Source organism: Companilactobacillus nantensis DSM 16982, assembly GCF_001435815.1.
GTDB lineage: Bacteria > Bacillota > Bacilli > Lactobacillales > Lactobacillaceae > Companilactobacillus > Companilactobacillus nantensis.
On sequence record NZ_AZFV01000006.1, the window covers coordinates 20,159 to 35,941 of the forward strand.

Consider the following 15,783-nt stretch of genomic DNA (forward strand, 5'->3'; position numbering starts at 1 on the left):
GTATAGCAATTTTGCCTAAGTGGTCTTTTTCAGAAACTAAGTGGCACAAAAAAATCGGAAACAATAAATTTCCGACCCTCTTTAATCCCAATTACCAAATGAATATTCAATCATCTCATCATTACCACAACGAGGACACTGCCAATATTTATCCTGATCCATAAACTTCAATCGAGTCTTCCCAGCAGTTCCTTTCGCAAAGGTAACTCGTTGTAAAATATTTTGACAATATGGACAATGATATTGTGGTTTAAAATCTCCAACTTGAAAATAAAACTTATCGAACAAATAAAAATCTTCCGGACAGGCGTATAAAGAATGCCCATAATTCTCGGAAATTTCAGCATTATTATTAACTAATGCCAAAGCTTGTTGTGTAATTTTATTGTCTCCAACTAACTCTGGTAACAATGGCTTTTCACTCTTGAAAATATTTTCCACAGAGTACAACATACCGATACCTAGCAATGCATCAATTTCATAACCACATTTGCTACAACGTAAATCATGTTTTTGTCCCATACTGCTTCCTTTCTTAAATCTGATAAAAATGTTATTCTATTGTACAATTATTATAGTTAATAGTTGAGGAGGAATTACATGCAATCTGTAGATAAAGTAAGATCTGCTGGTTTGGCAAGATTCACATCCCTCGTTTATCTTTACACGGGATTGGGTATTGCTCTTTGGACCATCAGTGCACAAATGATCGCCAATAACCAAGCTCTATCAATGTCAATTTTCCAAGGAATGGCACAACACCGTATCATTTCAATGATTTTAATGATTGGTATACCATTCGCCTTCATTAGTTTATGTAGTCGTTTAGCAACTAAGTCGTATTTCTTAACGTTCTTGAGTTACATCGGATTTATCGTCACACTATCAGTTATCGGTGTGCCAGTCTTCTATCTTTACTCAGCTAGAAGTATTGTCCAAACATTATCAGTTACAGCTGGTGCCTTCGTTGTTTCAGCTGTCATTGGTTTCATGACTAAGAAGGATTTAACATCATGGAATAGAACCTTGTTCACAGCTTTAATCGCCGTAATCGTTGTCGAATTACTAAATGGACTTATTTTCCACAGTTCAGCCATGATGATGATTATCAGTGCCGTAGTTATCGTTTTATTCTTGTTCTATATCGCCTACGATTCACAAAATATCAAACGTATTTACCAAAACTTCTCTGACTCAGAAAGCTTAGGTGCCATTGCACTTGTTGCTTCAGTTAGTTTGGTGCTTGATTTCATTAACTTGTTCATGAGTATCATTCAAATTTTTGGTAATAATAACTAGTCTTTCTAGATTTATAATATAGCCATAAGAAATCTATCAATCAAAGATAGTTCTTATGGTTATTTTTTTCACGCCGTTATTTTTTTCGCACGTTAATCCAAATTCTTGCACTTTCAAAAATAAGGTAGTATTATAATCAGCTCACGAGAGAATTCGAAAACTATCAGTCCTCAATTGCTATGTTTTCGTTTTTTCGTGAGTAGAAATCGAAAAAATTTCCCCGTAGTCTACTAAAAAGACTGCGGGGAAATTTTTTATTTCAAGCCATTGTAAATGTGATCAATATTCCATTTCATCATTGAATAATAAGTATCGCCATCGGTACCCTTTTTAGCCAGTGAGTCAGTAAAAATCTTTGAATAGATTTCTAATCCTGATTCTTTAGCCACTTTATCCATCGATTTTGGTGAAACTGACGATTCAACGAATAGATGCTTTACGTCTGAATCCTTAATTTTGCTCAAGACAGCCTTCATCTGTTCCGGTGTCCCTTGAGCTTCTGTATTTATTTCCCAAATATATGCTGGCGTCACATGATATGCTTCAGAGAAATACTTAAAGGCACCCTCAGATGTCACTAGTAATCGTTGTTTTTCAGGTATTTGTAAATACTTCGACTGGGCCTGTTGATGCAGTTTTTCTAATTTAGCAATGTATTCATCCGCATTGTCCTGATAAAAACTCGCATTCTTAGGATCTTTTTGTTTCAAAACATTAGTAATCGTCCGAACATACTTAATTCCGTTAGCCAAATCTAACCACGCATGTGGATCTTCTTCATCCTTATTTGTTGTTAAATGCTTAGCCTCAACATCTTCACTAGCTGAGAAAACTTCACGACCGAATTTTTTATGTGAAGTTTCAACTAATTTAGTGAACCAACCATTTCCACCAGTTTCCAAGTTCAAACCATTGTGGAAAATAACATCAGCATCAGCGGCTGCCGAAACATCACTTGGTTGTGGTTCATATTCATGTGGATCAGTCCCACGTTTAACAATACTGTAAAGTTCAATTCGATCTTGCCCAACATTATGAACCATATCTTCTAAAATCGAATTAGTTGTAACGACTTGAATCTTTTCGTTATTAGCAATTGTCTTAGTACTATTATCACGATGATGTAAGAAAAAATATACGCCACTGACCATCGCAACCACACTAACTAGTGTAATTAAAAATCGTTTCATCGAGCCACACTCCTTTTTAACTTAAAGAAGTTTTGTTTCGGTGAAGCAACGAAAGAAATGGCGAACAACATGGCAGCCACAATAACAATAGCTGGACCCGACGCCCAGTTGAATGTGTAACTAAAGTACAAGCCGGTAATTGAAGAAATAACGCCAACAACAGCTGATAAAACAAGCATGACATTGAGTTTGTCAGTCCACAAGAATGCCGTTGCAGCCGGTGTAATCAACATCGCAACTACCAAAATGATTCCGACTGTCTGTAGAGCTGAAACAGTTACTAACGTCAACACGAGCATCAACGCATAATGAATAATTTGCACGTTCAAGCCATAAGTTTTGGCATAAGTTTCATCAAATGAAGTAACCAATAATTCCTTGTAGAAAGTCACAACGAATAAAATAACGAGCCCCAATACCACGGCCGTTGTCATAATATCCGAATCACTAACAGCTAAAATATTTCCAAACAAAATATGATGTAAGTTAGTTGAACTTTCAGCCATGGAAATCAAGATAAATCCTAAAGCATAAAAAGCACTGAAGACGACCCCAATTGAGGTATCCGTCTTAATTTTACTTCGGGAAGCAACGAATCCAATCAATAGCGCAGCTAAGACTCCAAAAACTGAAGCTCCAATCAAAATATTGATACCTAACATATAAGCGACGGCAACACCTGGCAAGACGGCATGAGAAATGGCATCCCCCATTAAGGACATCCCACGTAAGATAATGAAGCTACCGATAATACCGGACATAATTCCGACCATCACGGCAGTTAATAATGCACTTTGAAGGAAATCATACTTTCCTAACGCATGAATAAATTCAATAATCGATGTCATCACTGCACACCTTCCTTTTCCTGAAACAATACCGAAGAAAGATCTGCACTAAAGGCACTTTCAATATTTTTAGGATTATAAACCTGTTTTGCCGGTCCAAAATCCACTATTCCATGGTTTAAGATAACTAAATCATCAAAGTATTTAGTAACTTTGTTCAAATCATGATGAATAACAATGATTGTCTTATTTTCATCTCGCCATTGTTTGAGAATTTGCATAATGGCTGTTTCACTCTGCAAATCAATTCCCACAAATGGTTCGTCCAAAATGATAATTTCAGCTTGTTGGACAATCGCACGAGCAACGAAAACTCGTTGTAACTGACCACCAGAGAGATTACCAATTTGACGTTTTTTAAACTCTGACAGCGAAACTTGTTCTAAAGCGTCCAAACTAGCTTGCTTCTCAGCTTTACCGGGATTCTTGAACAAGCCCAATTTTCCATACGTTCCAGTCAACACAACATCTAGAACATCAATTGGGAAAGTTAAATCCAAATCTTTTCTTTGTTCAACGTAAGCAATTTTCTTTTGAACTGATTTCATCGACTGACCATTGTAGTCGACACTTCCTTGGCGTGCTTTAATCAAATTCAAAATAGCTTTGATCAAAGTTGATTTACCTGCACCATTCGGTCCAATGATTCCAGTGATTTTACCAGCGTTAAAATTAACGGCAACATCAGAAAATACTGGTGTGTCATCGTAAGCGACAGTGAGGTTTTTTACAGTTAACATAAAAAGCCTCCATTCTTTTAGCGGATTCCCGCTCTAATGTCAGAGTATCATATACTGCATGGTGATTTCAATGAAAAAGTTAGGATAACTTAATTTAAATTTTAAACATAGTTTAATATGAATTTGTTTTTAATATTCCGCCTCCAGAAACAAGAAATTTAGGTCGCTGTGGGGACCGCCGAAAGCCAAGGTCTTTCGGCTCGATTTTGAACCTCGCACAAATCGCGAGTTTCAAAACTCGTCCCGTGGTGTAAGCACTAAAGTGCTAACGCCACCTTCACAGCGACCTAATTTCTTGCTTCTTCCGGCTAGTTTATTCGGTGCTTTTATTTCGAATTGTTAGATTAACAGGACTTATAGGCTTTTTTCGCTTAAAGCAAAAGAGTCAAGCAATCCAAAATCGGATTACTTGACTCTTTTGCCTTAATGCTCGAAAGCTGACCATTTTTTGTCCAACTCTCTAAATCGTATCTGATAACGTCCAATCAATTTCCCCTTGGTATTTACCAGCTGGACTTTCTGCATTGCTTCTTAAAAAGATTCCACTCGTGCTGTTCCAAACTTTGGAAACATCTGTGACTTGATCACCTGTTGCGGTTTTCAAACCACTAGCAATATCGACTGGCTCATTATTAATCAATGCCGTTTCATCGCCGTTACCATTTATATATACTAAGTTACCGTTAAAAGCAGTAGTCCCATTGTAAAGACCATTTGTTGAGGCTGTCAAATTCCATGAGCTCTTACTGATTTCACGATTATCATTTACGGTTATATCCCAATTACCTTTACGTGGAAGTAACTGTGATTCATCAACTTGATTGATACTACCAAAGCCATAATCTTTATTAACAGTTAAAGTTAGTGACCCGCTTCTTGTAATTGTTACATTGGAAACAGATGAAGTATTACCATCTTTATCCTGAACATAAATTTCAAGATTATTTGTCCCTTCCAATAATTTTCCAGAAGGTACCACAAAATTTAATTGTCCGGCTGTATCACTACTATTTAATTTAACCGTATCCAAAGCTGTACCATTTAATTTAGCATAAACAGAAACATCAGAATTGACCACTGGTGTAACTCCATCAGCGTAACTAACTTTACCAGTAATTTTGGCATCTTCATTACTACCAACAGAAAGATTATTGCTATCGAGTGTTAAAGTAATTGGCTTGCTCTTCTTGATAACAAAAGCCGGCGTATCAATATCCTTAATTAAACTATCACTGTCGATATGTGAACGTACTGAGGCAACATTAGTGCTAGAACTAGTTGTACTAGCAACGCCATTAAAGGTAATCGTGGCAGTTTTATTAGTTGAATTTAGATTTTCAGTTAATTCATGATAATAGGCATTGTTGTTCAAATCGCTATACTTAATATCTTCTGTCTTTCCACTTGGATAAACTATCTGGCCAATATTGCCATTAGCATCAGGTGCATACGTGATATTCTTAGGCAAATTCAAACTAGCTTTAATATTAGACCAATCGTTCCGACCACTGTCGTAATTTAATTTATAGGTTATAGCCAAATTATCATTAGAGTTAACGGCGTCACCATCAGCAACATCTTTCTTTTCAGTATTATCGTAGATTGTGGCCGTCGCATCCCCTTCAACTAAAGCAGGTAAAGACTCAAAAGCAATCAAATTAGCTTGAAAATAATCACCCGTTGTCGCCGTAAATCCCCAACGTAATTTATCATCAGGAATCGTTCCAAAATCATCGGATGTCATTGGACTAGTCGTTACCGTAATCGGATTAGTACCCTTTGAACCATCAACATTCTTATCATTAAATGAATACGTAATTTCTTTTGTAATGGGATTCCAGCTAACCGTTAAGTGATGCCAAGCCCCGTCATGCAATGAAAGATTGCTTTGAACGTCAGTATGATTTTGAGAATAAGCATATCCTGAAAGCAAACCGCCTGATCTATTATACGTTGTTGCCAAAGCAGGATATCCATCTGCAATATGTTGTCCTGAAATACCGTTGTCAAAATAATCGGCTGCTCCTGGTGTACTTGAAGTATTAGGGTGAGTATCAAACTCAATGGCCCAACTATTAGGAATTGCTGAATTAGCAATTGTTTGAGCACTTGATGTCTTCTTATTTCTATCAACACCCCAAACACCTAAACTTTCACCATCACCAATTAGAGTTCCTTGATGTGAAACTGGAACATCGCCATTTTGCAAAACAAAGGCCATTCCGTCCCCAAATTCTCCGCCACCAGTATGCTCTGAAGGTCCAAAATAGAGCCACATAGATAAAGTTTGCTTCTTTTGAATATCAATACTATTATCTTTTAGACTACCAGCACTAGTATCAACATTAGACCAAATGGCGCCAACTTGGTGTTGGAAACTAGTCATTCTAATAGCACGTAAATTACCGCCAGCACTTGATCCTAAGGAATTCATTAAAGCGGCAGTATTACCAACGGACGTACCATTCGAATCCACATACCCAGCACTTTTGAAATCTGGTACTTCAAATAAGTCATTATTAAGGCCTAAATTATCAGGAGCTGAACTTAATCCGGCATTTTGCTCACCAATTGCTTGAAGCGTTGATTCAGCCTGAGTACTTACTGGTTGGCTAAAAATAATTGCAGCACTTATAAAAGCTCCTACGAAAAGTAGTTTAAATATATTCTGTTTTTTCATATTAATCGCCCTCCAGTTTCATACGTGTTTAAACATATTTCACTTGCACATCTATTATAGGTGCATAACTGAGAAAGTACAGTCCATATGCATTTATTTATTTTGATTTATAAATTAACTATTTTTCCACATCAAAAAAAGGCGCCTGACTCTTTGAAAAACAAAGAATCAAACGTCTTTTTTTGATTAATAATGAAATCCATTGCCTAAAGCGTATCTGATAAAGTCCAATTAATTGTCCCACCATATGCACCAGCTGTGGTCAAACCGTTACTACGAAGGAATATTCCATCAGAAGAATCCCAATCACTCGCAATATTGGTCGTTTGCTGCCCGGTTTGCGTTTTGACACCATTAGCAATATCAACCAAATTATCGCCTGTTAGAGTACTTTCCGTCCCATTACTATTGCGGAAAACCATATCTCCATTAAATTTGCCCGTATTATTAGTCAAACCCGTTGTATCAGCGGATAGTTCCCATGTATTTGTAGGACTAACTTCGCGACCATCATTGACTGATATATCCCAATTACCCTTCCGAGAAATTAAGCGCGATGCGGAAGAATTATTGATATCGCCAAACTCATAGGCTTTGTCGACTGTTAATGATAGCGAACCCTTTTTGGTAATAATTACCTTCGAAGTAGTTGTTCTATTACCATTTGGATCAGCTACATAAATTTCCAAAGTATTATTATCCTGTTTCAACTTATCTGACGGGATAGTCAACTTCAAATGACCTGCGGCATCACTATCACTCATTAAAAAGTCACTGAATTTATCACCATTTAAAGTCGAATAAACTGACATTTGAGAGTTAGTTATTGCTGACCCGTCATTATATGAGACTGTCCCTGTAATATTAGCATCAGTATTGGGATTTACTGAAATATCACTTTGATCCAAAGTTAAATTGATTGGCTTAGCTTTTTTAATTGTGAAAGATGGTGTATTAACATCTTTTATCAGCGTATCACTATCAAATTTGGTATGTACTGAAGCAACATTAGTATTAGAATTAACCGATTTAGCAACACCATTAATAGAAACGGTTGCCATATCTCCTGTAGCAAGTAAGCTTTTAGGAAATGTGTACTTAGGAAGTGTTGTTCCAGTCAACGCACCGGCTGGAATTTTAGCCGTATATCCACCATTGTAAGTAATAGTTCCAATATCACCATTTGCGTCAGGTTCGTACGTGACATTTGCTGGTAAATTTATATCAGAAGTAATGTTTTCCCATGGATCACGTCCACTTTTGTAATTCAACACATAATTTATGTTTAATTCATCATTAGAATTTACGGACCCATCATTAGGAACATCAATTCCTCCTTGAGTCACATCTTTAATTGATGCACTTGCATCTCCTTCAACTGATGAAGGAATAGACTCAAATGCTATTAAATTAGCCTGAAAAGAATCTCCCGTCGTCGCCGTAAATCCCCAACGTAAATGATCATCAGGAACAACACCAAATTCACTTGGATCAATTGCTGCAGTAGTAAATTCAATTGGATTTGTACCATTGGTTCCGTCTCGGTTTTTATCATTAAAAGAAAATGTTGCGTTAAATTTTGTCGGATTCCAAACAATTGTCAAATGATGCCAGTTACCGTCATGTAAAGTGACAGGAATCACATTTGTATGATTTTGTGTAAAATAATTACCCCCAGCAAGAAAAACACTAGGAACATAGTTATAGGTACTACGATCCGCCGGATAACCATAAGCTATATGAGATTGGGTAATTCCTTTATCAAAAGAATCTGCCCCTCCTGAATCTCCTCCATCATTAATATGATCATCAAATTCTAGAGCCCAACTACGTTGAATAGCAGAACTGGCAACAGTTTGAGTATCCTTCACACTAGAATCATCATCCATTCCCCAAACGCCTAATGTTTCACCAAGACCAAGTTTACTGCCTTTATGTGCAAACGCATTTTCACCATCAGCAGAATTTTGTAGTACAAAAGCCATGCCATCTCCAAAATCACCTGATTCAGTATGATTTTTAGGTCCAAAATATAACCACATAGATAACGTCTGCTTTTTTTTAATATCAATATAATTTCCACCACTTACATTAGACCAAATAGCTCCTGCTTGATTTGTATTATAAGTCATTCTAATGGCACCATTTGAAACGCCATTTGACCGTGATAAAGTAGCCAAATTACGAGTACTTGATCCATTAAGTTTACTAAAATTTGCTGTAACGAATAAGTTAGAGTCAAGGCCTAAATTGTCAGGCGCACTGTCCAATCCAGTAGTTTGTTCAGCCATAGCTGCAGCAGCGCCTTCTGCTGAAACATTATCGTATTGTTTAAATAATCCCACAATTACTACAAAAAAGGCTACAAAAATTAGCCTTAAAATCTTCCTCATTTTGCTGCCCCCACAGTTTATTAATATTCCTTCAAAGTTCTTGTTATTATTATATACACATAATTATTATAAAAACACTTCACTAAATTTATTTTTCATTCAGTTCTTCGACGGCATTTTTTATTCTCAATCCACAAAAAAATAAACCTATCTATATTTAGATAAGTTTATCCTTCAAATTATTTACTATTTATTTTCAGCAACAGCTTGGTTAACAGCGTCTTTTTCATCTTCAATCAAGTTGACGTTTGTTTCAACAATCTTGATATCCATTTGAATTTCACGTGTTAAACCTGGTGTATTAACTTTAGGTTCAAAGAATGCTTTGAACTCAGCTAAACGTTCTGGTGTATGGAAGACCATTGAAGTAACGGTGATATATGTTGAGAATTCCATATCTCCACCAACTGTCTTTTCAAGCCATGACCAATCATTTCTAATCCAATCCCAAGCAGCTTGTTGAGCTTTTTCGTTAGCCAAAGTTCCACGATACCATGAACGCAAATCCTGTGGCTTAATTGTGTCAGCATCTTCAAACTTACCAATTAACTTATTAATTAATTCAGTATCTGGTGTACTTGTAATAGCTACGGAAAGGTCAGCCTTGTAACTTGGATCAGCTGTTTTAACGTAATCAGCCAATAAGTTATCAAACAATTCAGCACTACCATAATTCTTAACTTCATTTCTCAATACGAAGAGACGAATATCAGCTGATAGTCCAATTAGGTTAGCTTTATTATCAGTGAAAATCTTGTGAGCTTGAGCAATTGCGTCGGCATTGTCAGCGTACAAAGCGGCATTTAAAACAAATGGACGTGTTAATTGGTCGTCATTTGATTCACCGGCTTGTGGTTCCCAACCTAAACGAGCAACTTGTTTAGCACTCAGTTTATCAAACAAAGCTTTCAAATTCTTTTCTTCGTCAGAACCAGGTTGAACAAACTTCTTCAAGTTATTAGCAACACGATACAAGGCTGCATTAACAACTGTTGAATGACTTTGAGCAAACTTGTTCAATAATGGCACGATTGATGCATAAGAAATTTCGCGTGCATCAGCCAACAAACGAAGATCTTGTAAAATACCAAGTTGTGAAATATTGTCGATTGAGTCGATGTTATCTAAGATATCTTTCAACAAAGTTTCATCATATTTAACGATAAAGTGAGAATTATTACCAACATTCAAACGGAATGGTTCGTTAGCGTCCTTGTGTAATTCAGCATAGTCACCAACAACAACTTCTTTGTCAGCCATAATCTTAGGAGCAGCACCGTAGTTACTGTTCAAAGGAATTTGCCATAAGCGAGCCTCGTCTTGACCTTGACCAATGAAGAATTGTTGTTGTGACAAAGTAATCTTGCCATCAATCACACTAGCAGAAACAACTGGATAGCCAGGTTGTTCCAACCATGAATGCATAATTGAACCAACATCAATACCAGAAGCATCACCTAAAGCATTCCAGAGGTCATCCCCTTTAGCATTGCTATAACTGTGGGCTTCAAAGTACTTCTTCAAACCAGCACGTAAGTTATCGTCACCTAACAAGGCGCGAACCATAACTAGCATTCTGGCACCCTTAGCGTAAACGATAGCTGAATCAAACAAAGCATCAATTTCAGCTGGATTATTAACTTGAACGTGAACTGATTGCACACCGTCAGTAGCATCACGTTGTAAAGCAGCAGGAACATCAGAAGTTTGGAACATTTCCCAAACATGCCAGTCAGGTTCAATTGCGTCAACCGCAACATATTCCATCATGTTAGCAAAACTTTCGTTCAACCATAAGTCATCCCACCACTTCATAGTTACAAGGTCACCAAACCATTGGTGAGCCAATTCGTGAGTAATAACTGTAGCTACAAGTTGTTTTGTATCAAGTGAAGTATTGTCAGGATCAACCATCAAGTAAGCTTCACGATATGTGACAAGACCCCAGTTTTCCATAGCACCGGCTGAGAAATCAGGTAGTGCCAATTGCCATGAATGTGGTAGTGGATATGGAGTTTGATAGAAATCTTCGTAGAATTCGATAGCACGTTTAGCAATATCCAAGGCAAAATCTAGTTCGTTAGCTTTATGAGCTTTAGTAGCGAAGACCCCAACTTCAACACCACTCTTAGTTGTTGTAACTTTACTTTGAAGATCACCAAAGGCAAAGGCGATTAAGTAAGTTGACATCTTAACAGTTGTATCGAAATAGTGAATGCCATTTTCAGTTCTGATTTCAGGCATATTAGCTAAAATAGTTTCACCTGGTTGTTCATCAAATTTGATAGCCATGTCGAACTTAGCTTTGGCTTCAGGTTCATCAACACATGGGAAAGCTTGACGAGCAAAAGTTGTTTCAAATTGTGTCCCAATAATTTGTTTCTTTTCACCATTAACTTCATAGTATGAAGGATAAATACCCATCATTGAATCAGTTAATTTGGCATTGTAAGTGATTGTTAAAGTTGTTTCACCAGCTGCTGGCAAATCAATGTTGATAGCATCGTTGTCATCATCAGTTGTGAATGGAACATCTTTTCCGTCAGCTTGAACAGTTTCAATAGTTAAATACTTTTGGTGGATCGAAATTGATGGCACTTTAGCTTCACCATCAATAACAGTCTTACCAGAAATTTGTTTTGTACCACGGTTGATATCAATAAAGACATCATAGCGACTTGGTTGAAATTTATCATAAAAACGTGTTATTTCAGTCATAAGTTCCCCTTTTTTAATCGTTCTTTAATTTACTTCTAATTTATTATAATCTTTAAGATATCTTACTTTCAATATAAAACTAATAGTAATAATTAAAAAAACGACCAAATACATTAAATGTAATCAGCCGTTTCCAGATGCGCTCCGAAAAGCAACACCGCTATTAGTAATTTTAGTTTAACAAAATATTGATTATAACCCAAATAAAACGCTACCGATAAGGACAATTCAATTTTTCCTTATAAGTCAAAGTTTCAATTACAATTGAAATCAACTCCATATTTCAGTTTTCTTCAATTATAATTGAAGAAAACTGGATTTACTACTTTTTATCAATTATAATTGAAGAAAATTGGAGGATATCTTTCATGATTGTTCGAAATCTTTATTTAAATCGTCTTCGTAAGTTTCAAAACACTGAATTCGTCAAAGTTATTACGGGCGTTAGACGCTCTGGAAAAACATTCATCCTGCGGATGTTTAGAGATGAACTTCGTAGTCAAGGTATTCCCGAGAGCCAAATTATCTTCATAAACTTTGAATCTATGCAATATCAAAGCTTACTAAATAAAAATAATTTTTATAATTATGTGATGAAACTAATAATTCCAAACAAAAAGATGTATTTATTTTTTGATGAAATTCAAAGAGTTGACGGTTGGGAAGATGTAATCAATAGTTTCCGTGTTGACTTTGATTCTGACATTTATGTTTCTGGTTCAAACGCCTCCCTATTATCAGGTGAACTGGCTACTCTACTAACTGGTCGAATGGTTGAAATCCCTATATATCCACTATCCTTCAAAGAGTATCTAACTTTTCGTAATACAAATGAACACCTTGAACAAGAATTTAATAACTATATAACAGAAGGAGGATTTCCTGCCGTTGCATTGGTGCAAGACGATGCGGTCAAGCAAAGCATTCTAGATGGTATATATAGTTCAATTCTACTTAGAGACGTAACCGAACGTGCCCAAATTAGAGATGATGGACAATTAATTCAAATATCTAATTATCTTTTGAGTGAAATTGGCAATCTTGTTTCAGGTAACAAAATTGCTGGAGTTTTAAATAATGAGGGTTTCAAAACTTCCAATGCAACCTCCGTTCTTCGTTATATTAGTCTTTTGGAAAATGCTTTCCTCTTTTATCCCGCCAAGCGTTATGACTTACGTGGAAAAGCATACTTACGTACAACAGCTAAATATTATGCTGTTGATACTGGATTAAGAAATACAACTTTGAATCGTAACTATCATGATAACTATGGTCATCAAATAGAAAACATCGTGTACTTAGAATTACGTCGACGTGGATTTCAAGTAGACGTAGGTAAAGATGATACAAAGGAAATAGATTTTGTTGCACACAAGGGCAACGAAGTTCAATATTATCAAGTCACCATGCAATTACCTTCCAATAGTGATCGTGAAGTCAATAATCTAGTATCATTAAACGATAATTATCCTAAATTTGTTTTAACAGCAAATCGTATGGATGTTGGACAGGTTAATGGAATTCCAGTTAAACATATCATTGATTGGTTACTTGAATGAATTTAACAAAAAACAGGCTTAGAAAACTTATTATTAGAGTTTTCCAGACCTGTTTTTTTAATACATTTCTCGATATTTTTCACTAATAGTTGAAACTTTATACACATAAATTCCAATACCAACCAGCAGCCAAACCAATGCTAACAATATGTCACGTCCAACCATTCCCTTACTAGTTTCCACATATCTAATTAATTGGGCAAAAGGAAAACAATTACTCAAAATTCTTAGCCAACTAGGATACTTTTCGACATTAACTAGTGTACCTGAAATAATAATCATCATCGGTTCCAAGATATTTAAATAGAAATAGGGATTAATCATTGTCCATGCTGCAATACTGCCAACAAATCCAAAAATAGTTCCCACAACTGCAAAGGGTATAGCCATTATCATTGAACGTAAAACTAAAGCATTCGGCGCTCCTAATATCATCAAAATAAAATCGTTAATAAAAATCGAAATCACACCACAAATAATTGCCGTAATAATTTTATCAAACCAATATTTAAATGAATAAGGTCGTTGGGTTGCCATTTCTCGATCGATTTTTAAAGTTCTGTCCATTGTAAAAAGTGCTGCCATACTGCCCATTGATAGCAAGCCACCATTCAGAACAATCGTACCGACGGCAACACCCCAACTAAATCCACCTTGATACTGCGAATTAATAGCAACTAATAAGAGTAAATTAACAAAAGGAATAATAATGAAGTGAACCAGAATTGTTTTCCAATTTTGTAAATATGTCAAAGACGTAAACTGTGTCTTCATAATCACATCATCCCCTCAGTACCAGAAACTTTAGCTTTACGAAGTATTACCGTTGCCAGCTTCCAACCAATAATACCCCAGAGCAATAAACTAAATATTCCAGCTCCAAAATTAAATTGGTTGCCACTTAAAATGGCTTTCATCGGTGCTGAAATAGGAATTAGCCATTGAAATAGCTGTAATACTCCAATCAATTCCTTGGGATATCCGAATAATCCTGACAACAATAATAATGGAATCAAAATCAGTTCTTCATATACAATCGCGTTAACCGTTAAAATAAACGATACGGCAATTAACACATCCATGACATACGCGGCTAACCAAAATAAAAATATTAAACCAACCATTCGTAAATCAAAGTTGTTATGACCAACACCAAAAATAATTGCTAAAAAATAAGAAATTGGAAATGACAGCAAGCCAAAACAAGATGCTGGTAAAATCAATGCTAATAATGATAGTCGATCATCTAGTTGATTATTCAAAATATACGGCAACGTTCCTTGGTAACGTTGAAAGCCGATGCAGCCAGTAGCCGTTGTAGCTGAAGACCATAGTCCAAAAATCCCACTTCTCAACCAAAGCGAAGTATCTGCCAAATTATGAGTTGTATACGCAAGCACATATTGAACTAGAAAGAGTGAAACAGTACTAGATATAGTCAGCCACAAAAAATATTGATCTGTCGCATAAAGTTTCAAATGAAACCAACATAATCTCAAAAATCTCATCTCACTTACGCCTCAATTCTGGAGCAAGTGCTAAGTAAGATTCCTCTAAAGTTGCTGGACGGTCAATATGATGAACATTCGATTTAGCAATAATATCTGCCACCGTGCCCTCATCAAAAATCTTACCTCCACCTATCAAAAGAATTCGATCCGCTAAGGATTCAACTTCACTCATCGTATGACTGGTCAACAAAATGGCCGTTCCATTTTGTTTTAAATTTCGAACGATTTGTCTAATATCACTAGCAATTTCTACATCCAATCCGCTTGTAGGTTCGTCTAATAATAACAAAGGTGGATTGCCTAATAGTGACCGCGCAATATGTAAACGCTGCTTCATTCCTTTAGAAAAATATTGAACTTTCTTATGAGCAACATTTGTTAAATCAACTAAATCTAAAACACGGTCAACTTCAGAATGTCTGGCTTTAGACGTAATTTTTGCCAAATCAGCAAAGAATAACAAATTATCTTCTGCCGTTGCGCGCCCATAAAATCCCAAGTCACCACCAAACATTACCCCAATATTTGGTATTGATTTCGATTTAAATCGATCAATACCATTGATAAAAATTTTGCCAGTGGTTGGCATTAAATATCCTCCAACCATTGAAACAGTCGTCGTTTTTCCAGCACCATTCGGGCCCAACAAAGATACAATTTCTCCCTTATTAATAGTGAAACTAATATCTTCGACAGCATGGAAATCTTTCCCATGTTCACTAAAAGTCTTACTTAAGTGCTGGACCGATAAAATTGTGGCCATAATAATCACTTCCAGTTTAATTTGAATCTTATAATACAACTTTTAGCGGTTATTCGGTCTACTTGTGCATATTCATATAAAA

Annotated in this window: 12 protein-coding genes; 2 read left to right on the forward strand and 10 right to left on the reverse strand. The window is 36.0% G+C overall.

The genetic code is table 11. The features are described 5' to 3' along the window. Nucleotides 1-81 precede the first annotated feature (81 nt). A complete protein-coding gene (locus tag FD31_RS03615) occupies nt 82-522 on the reverse strand; it encodes a hypothetical protein (RefSeq protein WP_057891401.1) in 441 nt (146 codons plus the stop codon). 78 nt (nt 523-600) lie between these two features. On the opposite strand from FD31_RS03615, the gene FD31_RS03620 reads away from it, so the two are divergent. Further along, nucleotides 601-1,299, forward strand: coding sequence for a Bax inhibitor-1/YccA family protein (locus FD31_RS03620; protein ID WP_057891402.1), 699 nt, complete (start codon nt 601-603; stop codon nt 1,297-1,299). A 254-nt stretch (nt 1,300-1,553) separates the two neighbouring features. On the opposite strand, the gene FD31_RS03625 is transcribed toward FD31_RS03620, so the two are convergent. The 6 genes from FD31_RS03625 to FD31_RS03650 all read right to left on the reverse strand — a co-directional run bounded on the left by FD31_RS03625 (nt 1,554) and on the right by FD31_RS03650 (nt 11,868). Beyond that, nucleotides 1,554-2,489 carry a metal ABC transporter substrate-binding protein gene (locus FD31_RS03625; protein WP_057891403.1) on the reverse strand — a complete coding sequence of 312 codons (936 nt, stop codon included), beginning with the start codon at nt 2,487-2,489 and terminating at the stop codon, nt 1,554-1,556. After that, nucleotides 2,486-3,337 carry a metal ABC transporter permease gene (locus tag FD31_RS03630; protein ID WP_057891404.1) on the reverse strand — a complete coding sequence of 284 codons (852 nt, stop codon included), beginning with the start codon at nt 3,335-3,337 and terminating at the stop codon, nt 2,486-2,488. The genes FD31_RS03625 and FD31_RS03630 overlap by 4 nt, the downstream gene beginning before the upstream one ends. Continuing rightward, nucleotides 3,337-4,077: a metal ABC transporter ATP-binding protein gene (locus FD31_RS03635; protein WP_057891405.1), complete on the reverse strand. Its 741-nt coding sequence runs from the start codon at nt 4,075-4,077 to the stop codon at nt 3,337-3,339. Before FD31_RS03635 ends, FD31_RS03630 begins: the two co-directional genes overlap by 1 nt. Before the next feature lie 460 nt (nt 4,078-4,537). Then, nucleotides 4,538-6,757 (reverse strand): hypothetical protein, encoded by a 2,220-nt coding sequence (locus FD31_RS03640; protein ID WP_057891406.1) that lies wholly within the window; start codon nt 6,755-6,757, stop codon nt 4,538-4,540. A gap of 206 nt (nt 6,758-6,963) precedes the next feature. Then, nucleotides 6,964-9,150, reverse strand: a complete 2,187-nt coding sequence (locus FD31_RS03645) for a hypothetical protein (RefSeq protein ID WP_057891407.1) — start codon at nt 9,148-9,150, stop codon at nt 6,964-6,966. Nucleotides 9,151-9,336: 186 nt separating this feature from the next. Further along, nucleotides 9,337-11,868, reverse strand: a complete 2,532-nt coding sequence (locus FD31_RS03650) for a M1 family metallopeptidase (protein WP_057891408.1) — start codon at nt 11,866-11,868, stop codon at nt 9,337-9,339. 368 nt (nt 11,869-12,236) lie between these two features. Between FD31_RS03650 and FD31_RS03655 the strand changes: the two genes are divergently transcribed. Continuing rightward, nucleotides 12,237-13,427: an ATP-binding protein gene (locus tag FD31_RS03655; protein WP_057891409.1), complete on the forward strand. Its 1,191-nt coding sequence runs from the start codon at nt 12,237-12,239 to the stop codon at nt 13,425-13,427. Between the two features lie 57 nt (nt 13,428-13,484). Here FD31_RS03655 and FD31_RS03660 read toward each other — a convergent pair whose 3' ends face one another. Genes FD31_RS03660 through FD31_RS03670 form a run of 3 tightly spaced genes read right to left on the reverse strand, consistent with a single transcriptional unit; the run spans nt 13,485 to nt 15,701 of the window. Then, the gene (locus FD31_RS03660; protein WP_057891410.1) at nt 13,485-14,201 is read right to left on the reverse strand and encodes an ABC transporter permease; all 717 of its coding nucleotides are present in this window, start codon (nt 14,199-14,201) and stop codon (nt 13,485-13,487) included. Nucleotides 14,202-14,203: 2 nt separating this feature from the next. Then, nucleotides 14,204-14,935 carry a hypothetical protein gene (locus tag FD31_RS03665; RefSeq protein WP_057891411.1) on the reverse strand — a complete coding sequence of 244 codons (732 nt, stop codon included), beginning with the start codon at nt 14,933-14,935 and terminating at the stop codon, nt 14,204-14,206. Between the two features lies 1 nt (nt 14,936). Further along, nucleotides 14,937-15,701: an ABC transporter ATP-binding protein gene (locus FD31_RS03670; protein ID WP_057891412.1), complete on the reverse strand. Its 765-nt coding sequence runs from the start codon at nt 15,699-15,701 to the stop codon at nt 14,937-14,939. Between the last annotated feature and the right edge of the window lie 82 nt (nt 15,702-15,783).

What these genes read in the sequence shown, in the direction of transcription:
- FD31_RS03640 (WP_057891406.1), bottom strand. Translation starts at nt 6,757, where the DNA reads ATGAAAAAACAGAATATATTTAAACTACTTTTCGTAGGAGCTTTTATA.
- FD31_RS03650 (WP_057891408.1), bottom strand. Translation starts at nt 11,868, where the DNA reads ATGACTGAAATAACACGTTTTTATGATAAATTTCAACCAAGTCGCTAT.
- FD31_RS03660 (WP_057891410.1), bottom strand. Translation starts at nt 14,201, where the DNA reads ATGAAGACACAGTTTACGTCTTTGACATATTTACAAAATTGGAAAACA.
- FD31_RS03645 (WP_057891407.1), bottom strand. Translation starts at nt 9,150, where the DNA reads ATGAGGAAGATTTTAAGGCTAATTTTTGTAGCCTTTTTTGTAGTAATT.
- FD31_RS03630 (WP_057891404.1), bottom strand. Translation starts at nt 3,337, where the DNA reads ATGACATCGATTATTGAATTTATTCATGCGTTAGGAAAGTATGATTTC.
- FD31_RS03670 (WP_057891412.1), bottom strand. Translation starts at nt 15,701, where the DNA reads ATGGCCACAATTTTATCGGTCCAGCACTTAAGTAAGACTTTTAGTGAA.
- FD31_RS03635 (WP_057891405.1), bottom strand. Translation starts at nt 4,077, where the DNA reads ATGTTAACTGTAAAAAACCTCACTGTCGCTTACGATGACACACCAGTA.
- FD31_RS03615 (WP_057891401.1), bottom strand. Translation starts at nt 522, where the DNA reads ATGGGACAAAAACATGATTTACGTTGTAGCAAATGTGGTTATGAAATT.
- FD31_RS03655 (WP_057891409.1), top strand. Translation starts at nt 12,237, where the DNA reads ATGATTGTTCGAAATCTTTATTTAAATCGTCTTCGTAAGTTTCAAAAC.
- FD31_RS03625 (WP_057891403.1), bottom strand. Translation starts at nt 2,489, where the DNA reads ATGAAACGATTTTTAATTACACTAGTTAGTGTGGTTGCGATGGTCAGT.
- FD31_RS03620 (WP_057891402.1), top strand. Translation starts at nt 601, where the DNA reads ATGCAATCTGTAGATAAAGTAAGATCTGCTGGTTTGGCAAGATTCACA.
- FD31_RS03665 (WP_057891411.1), bottom strand. Translation starts at nt 14,935, where the DNA reads ATGAGATTTTTGAGATTATGTTGGTTTCATTTGAAACTTTATGCGACA.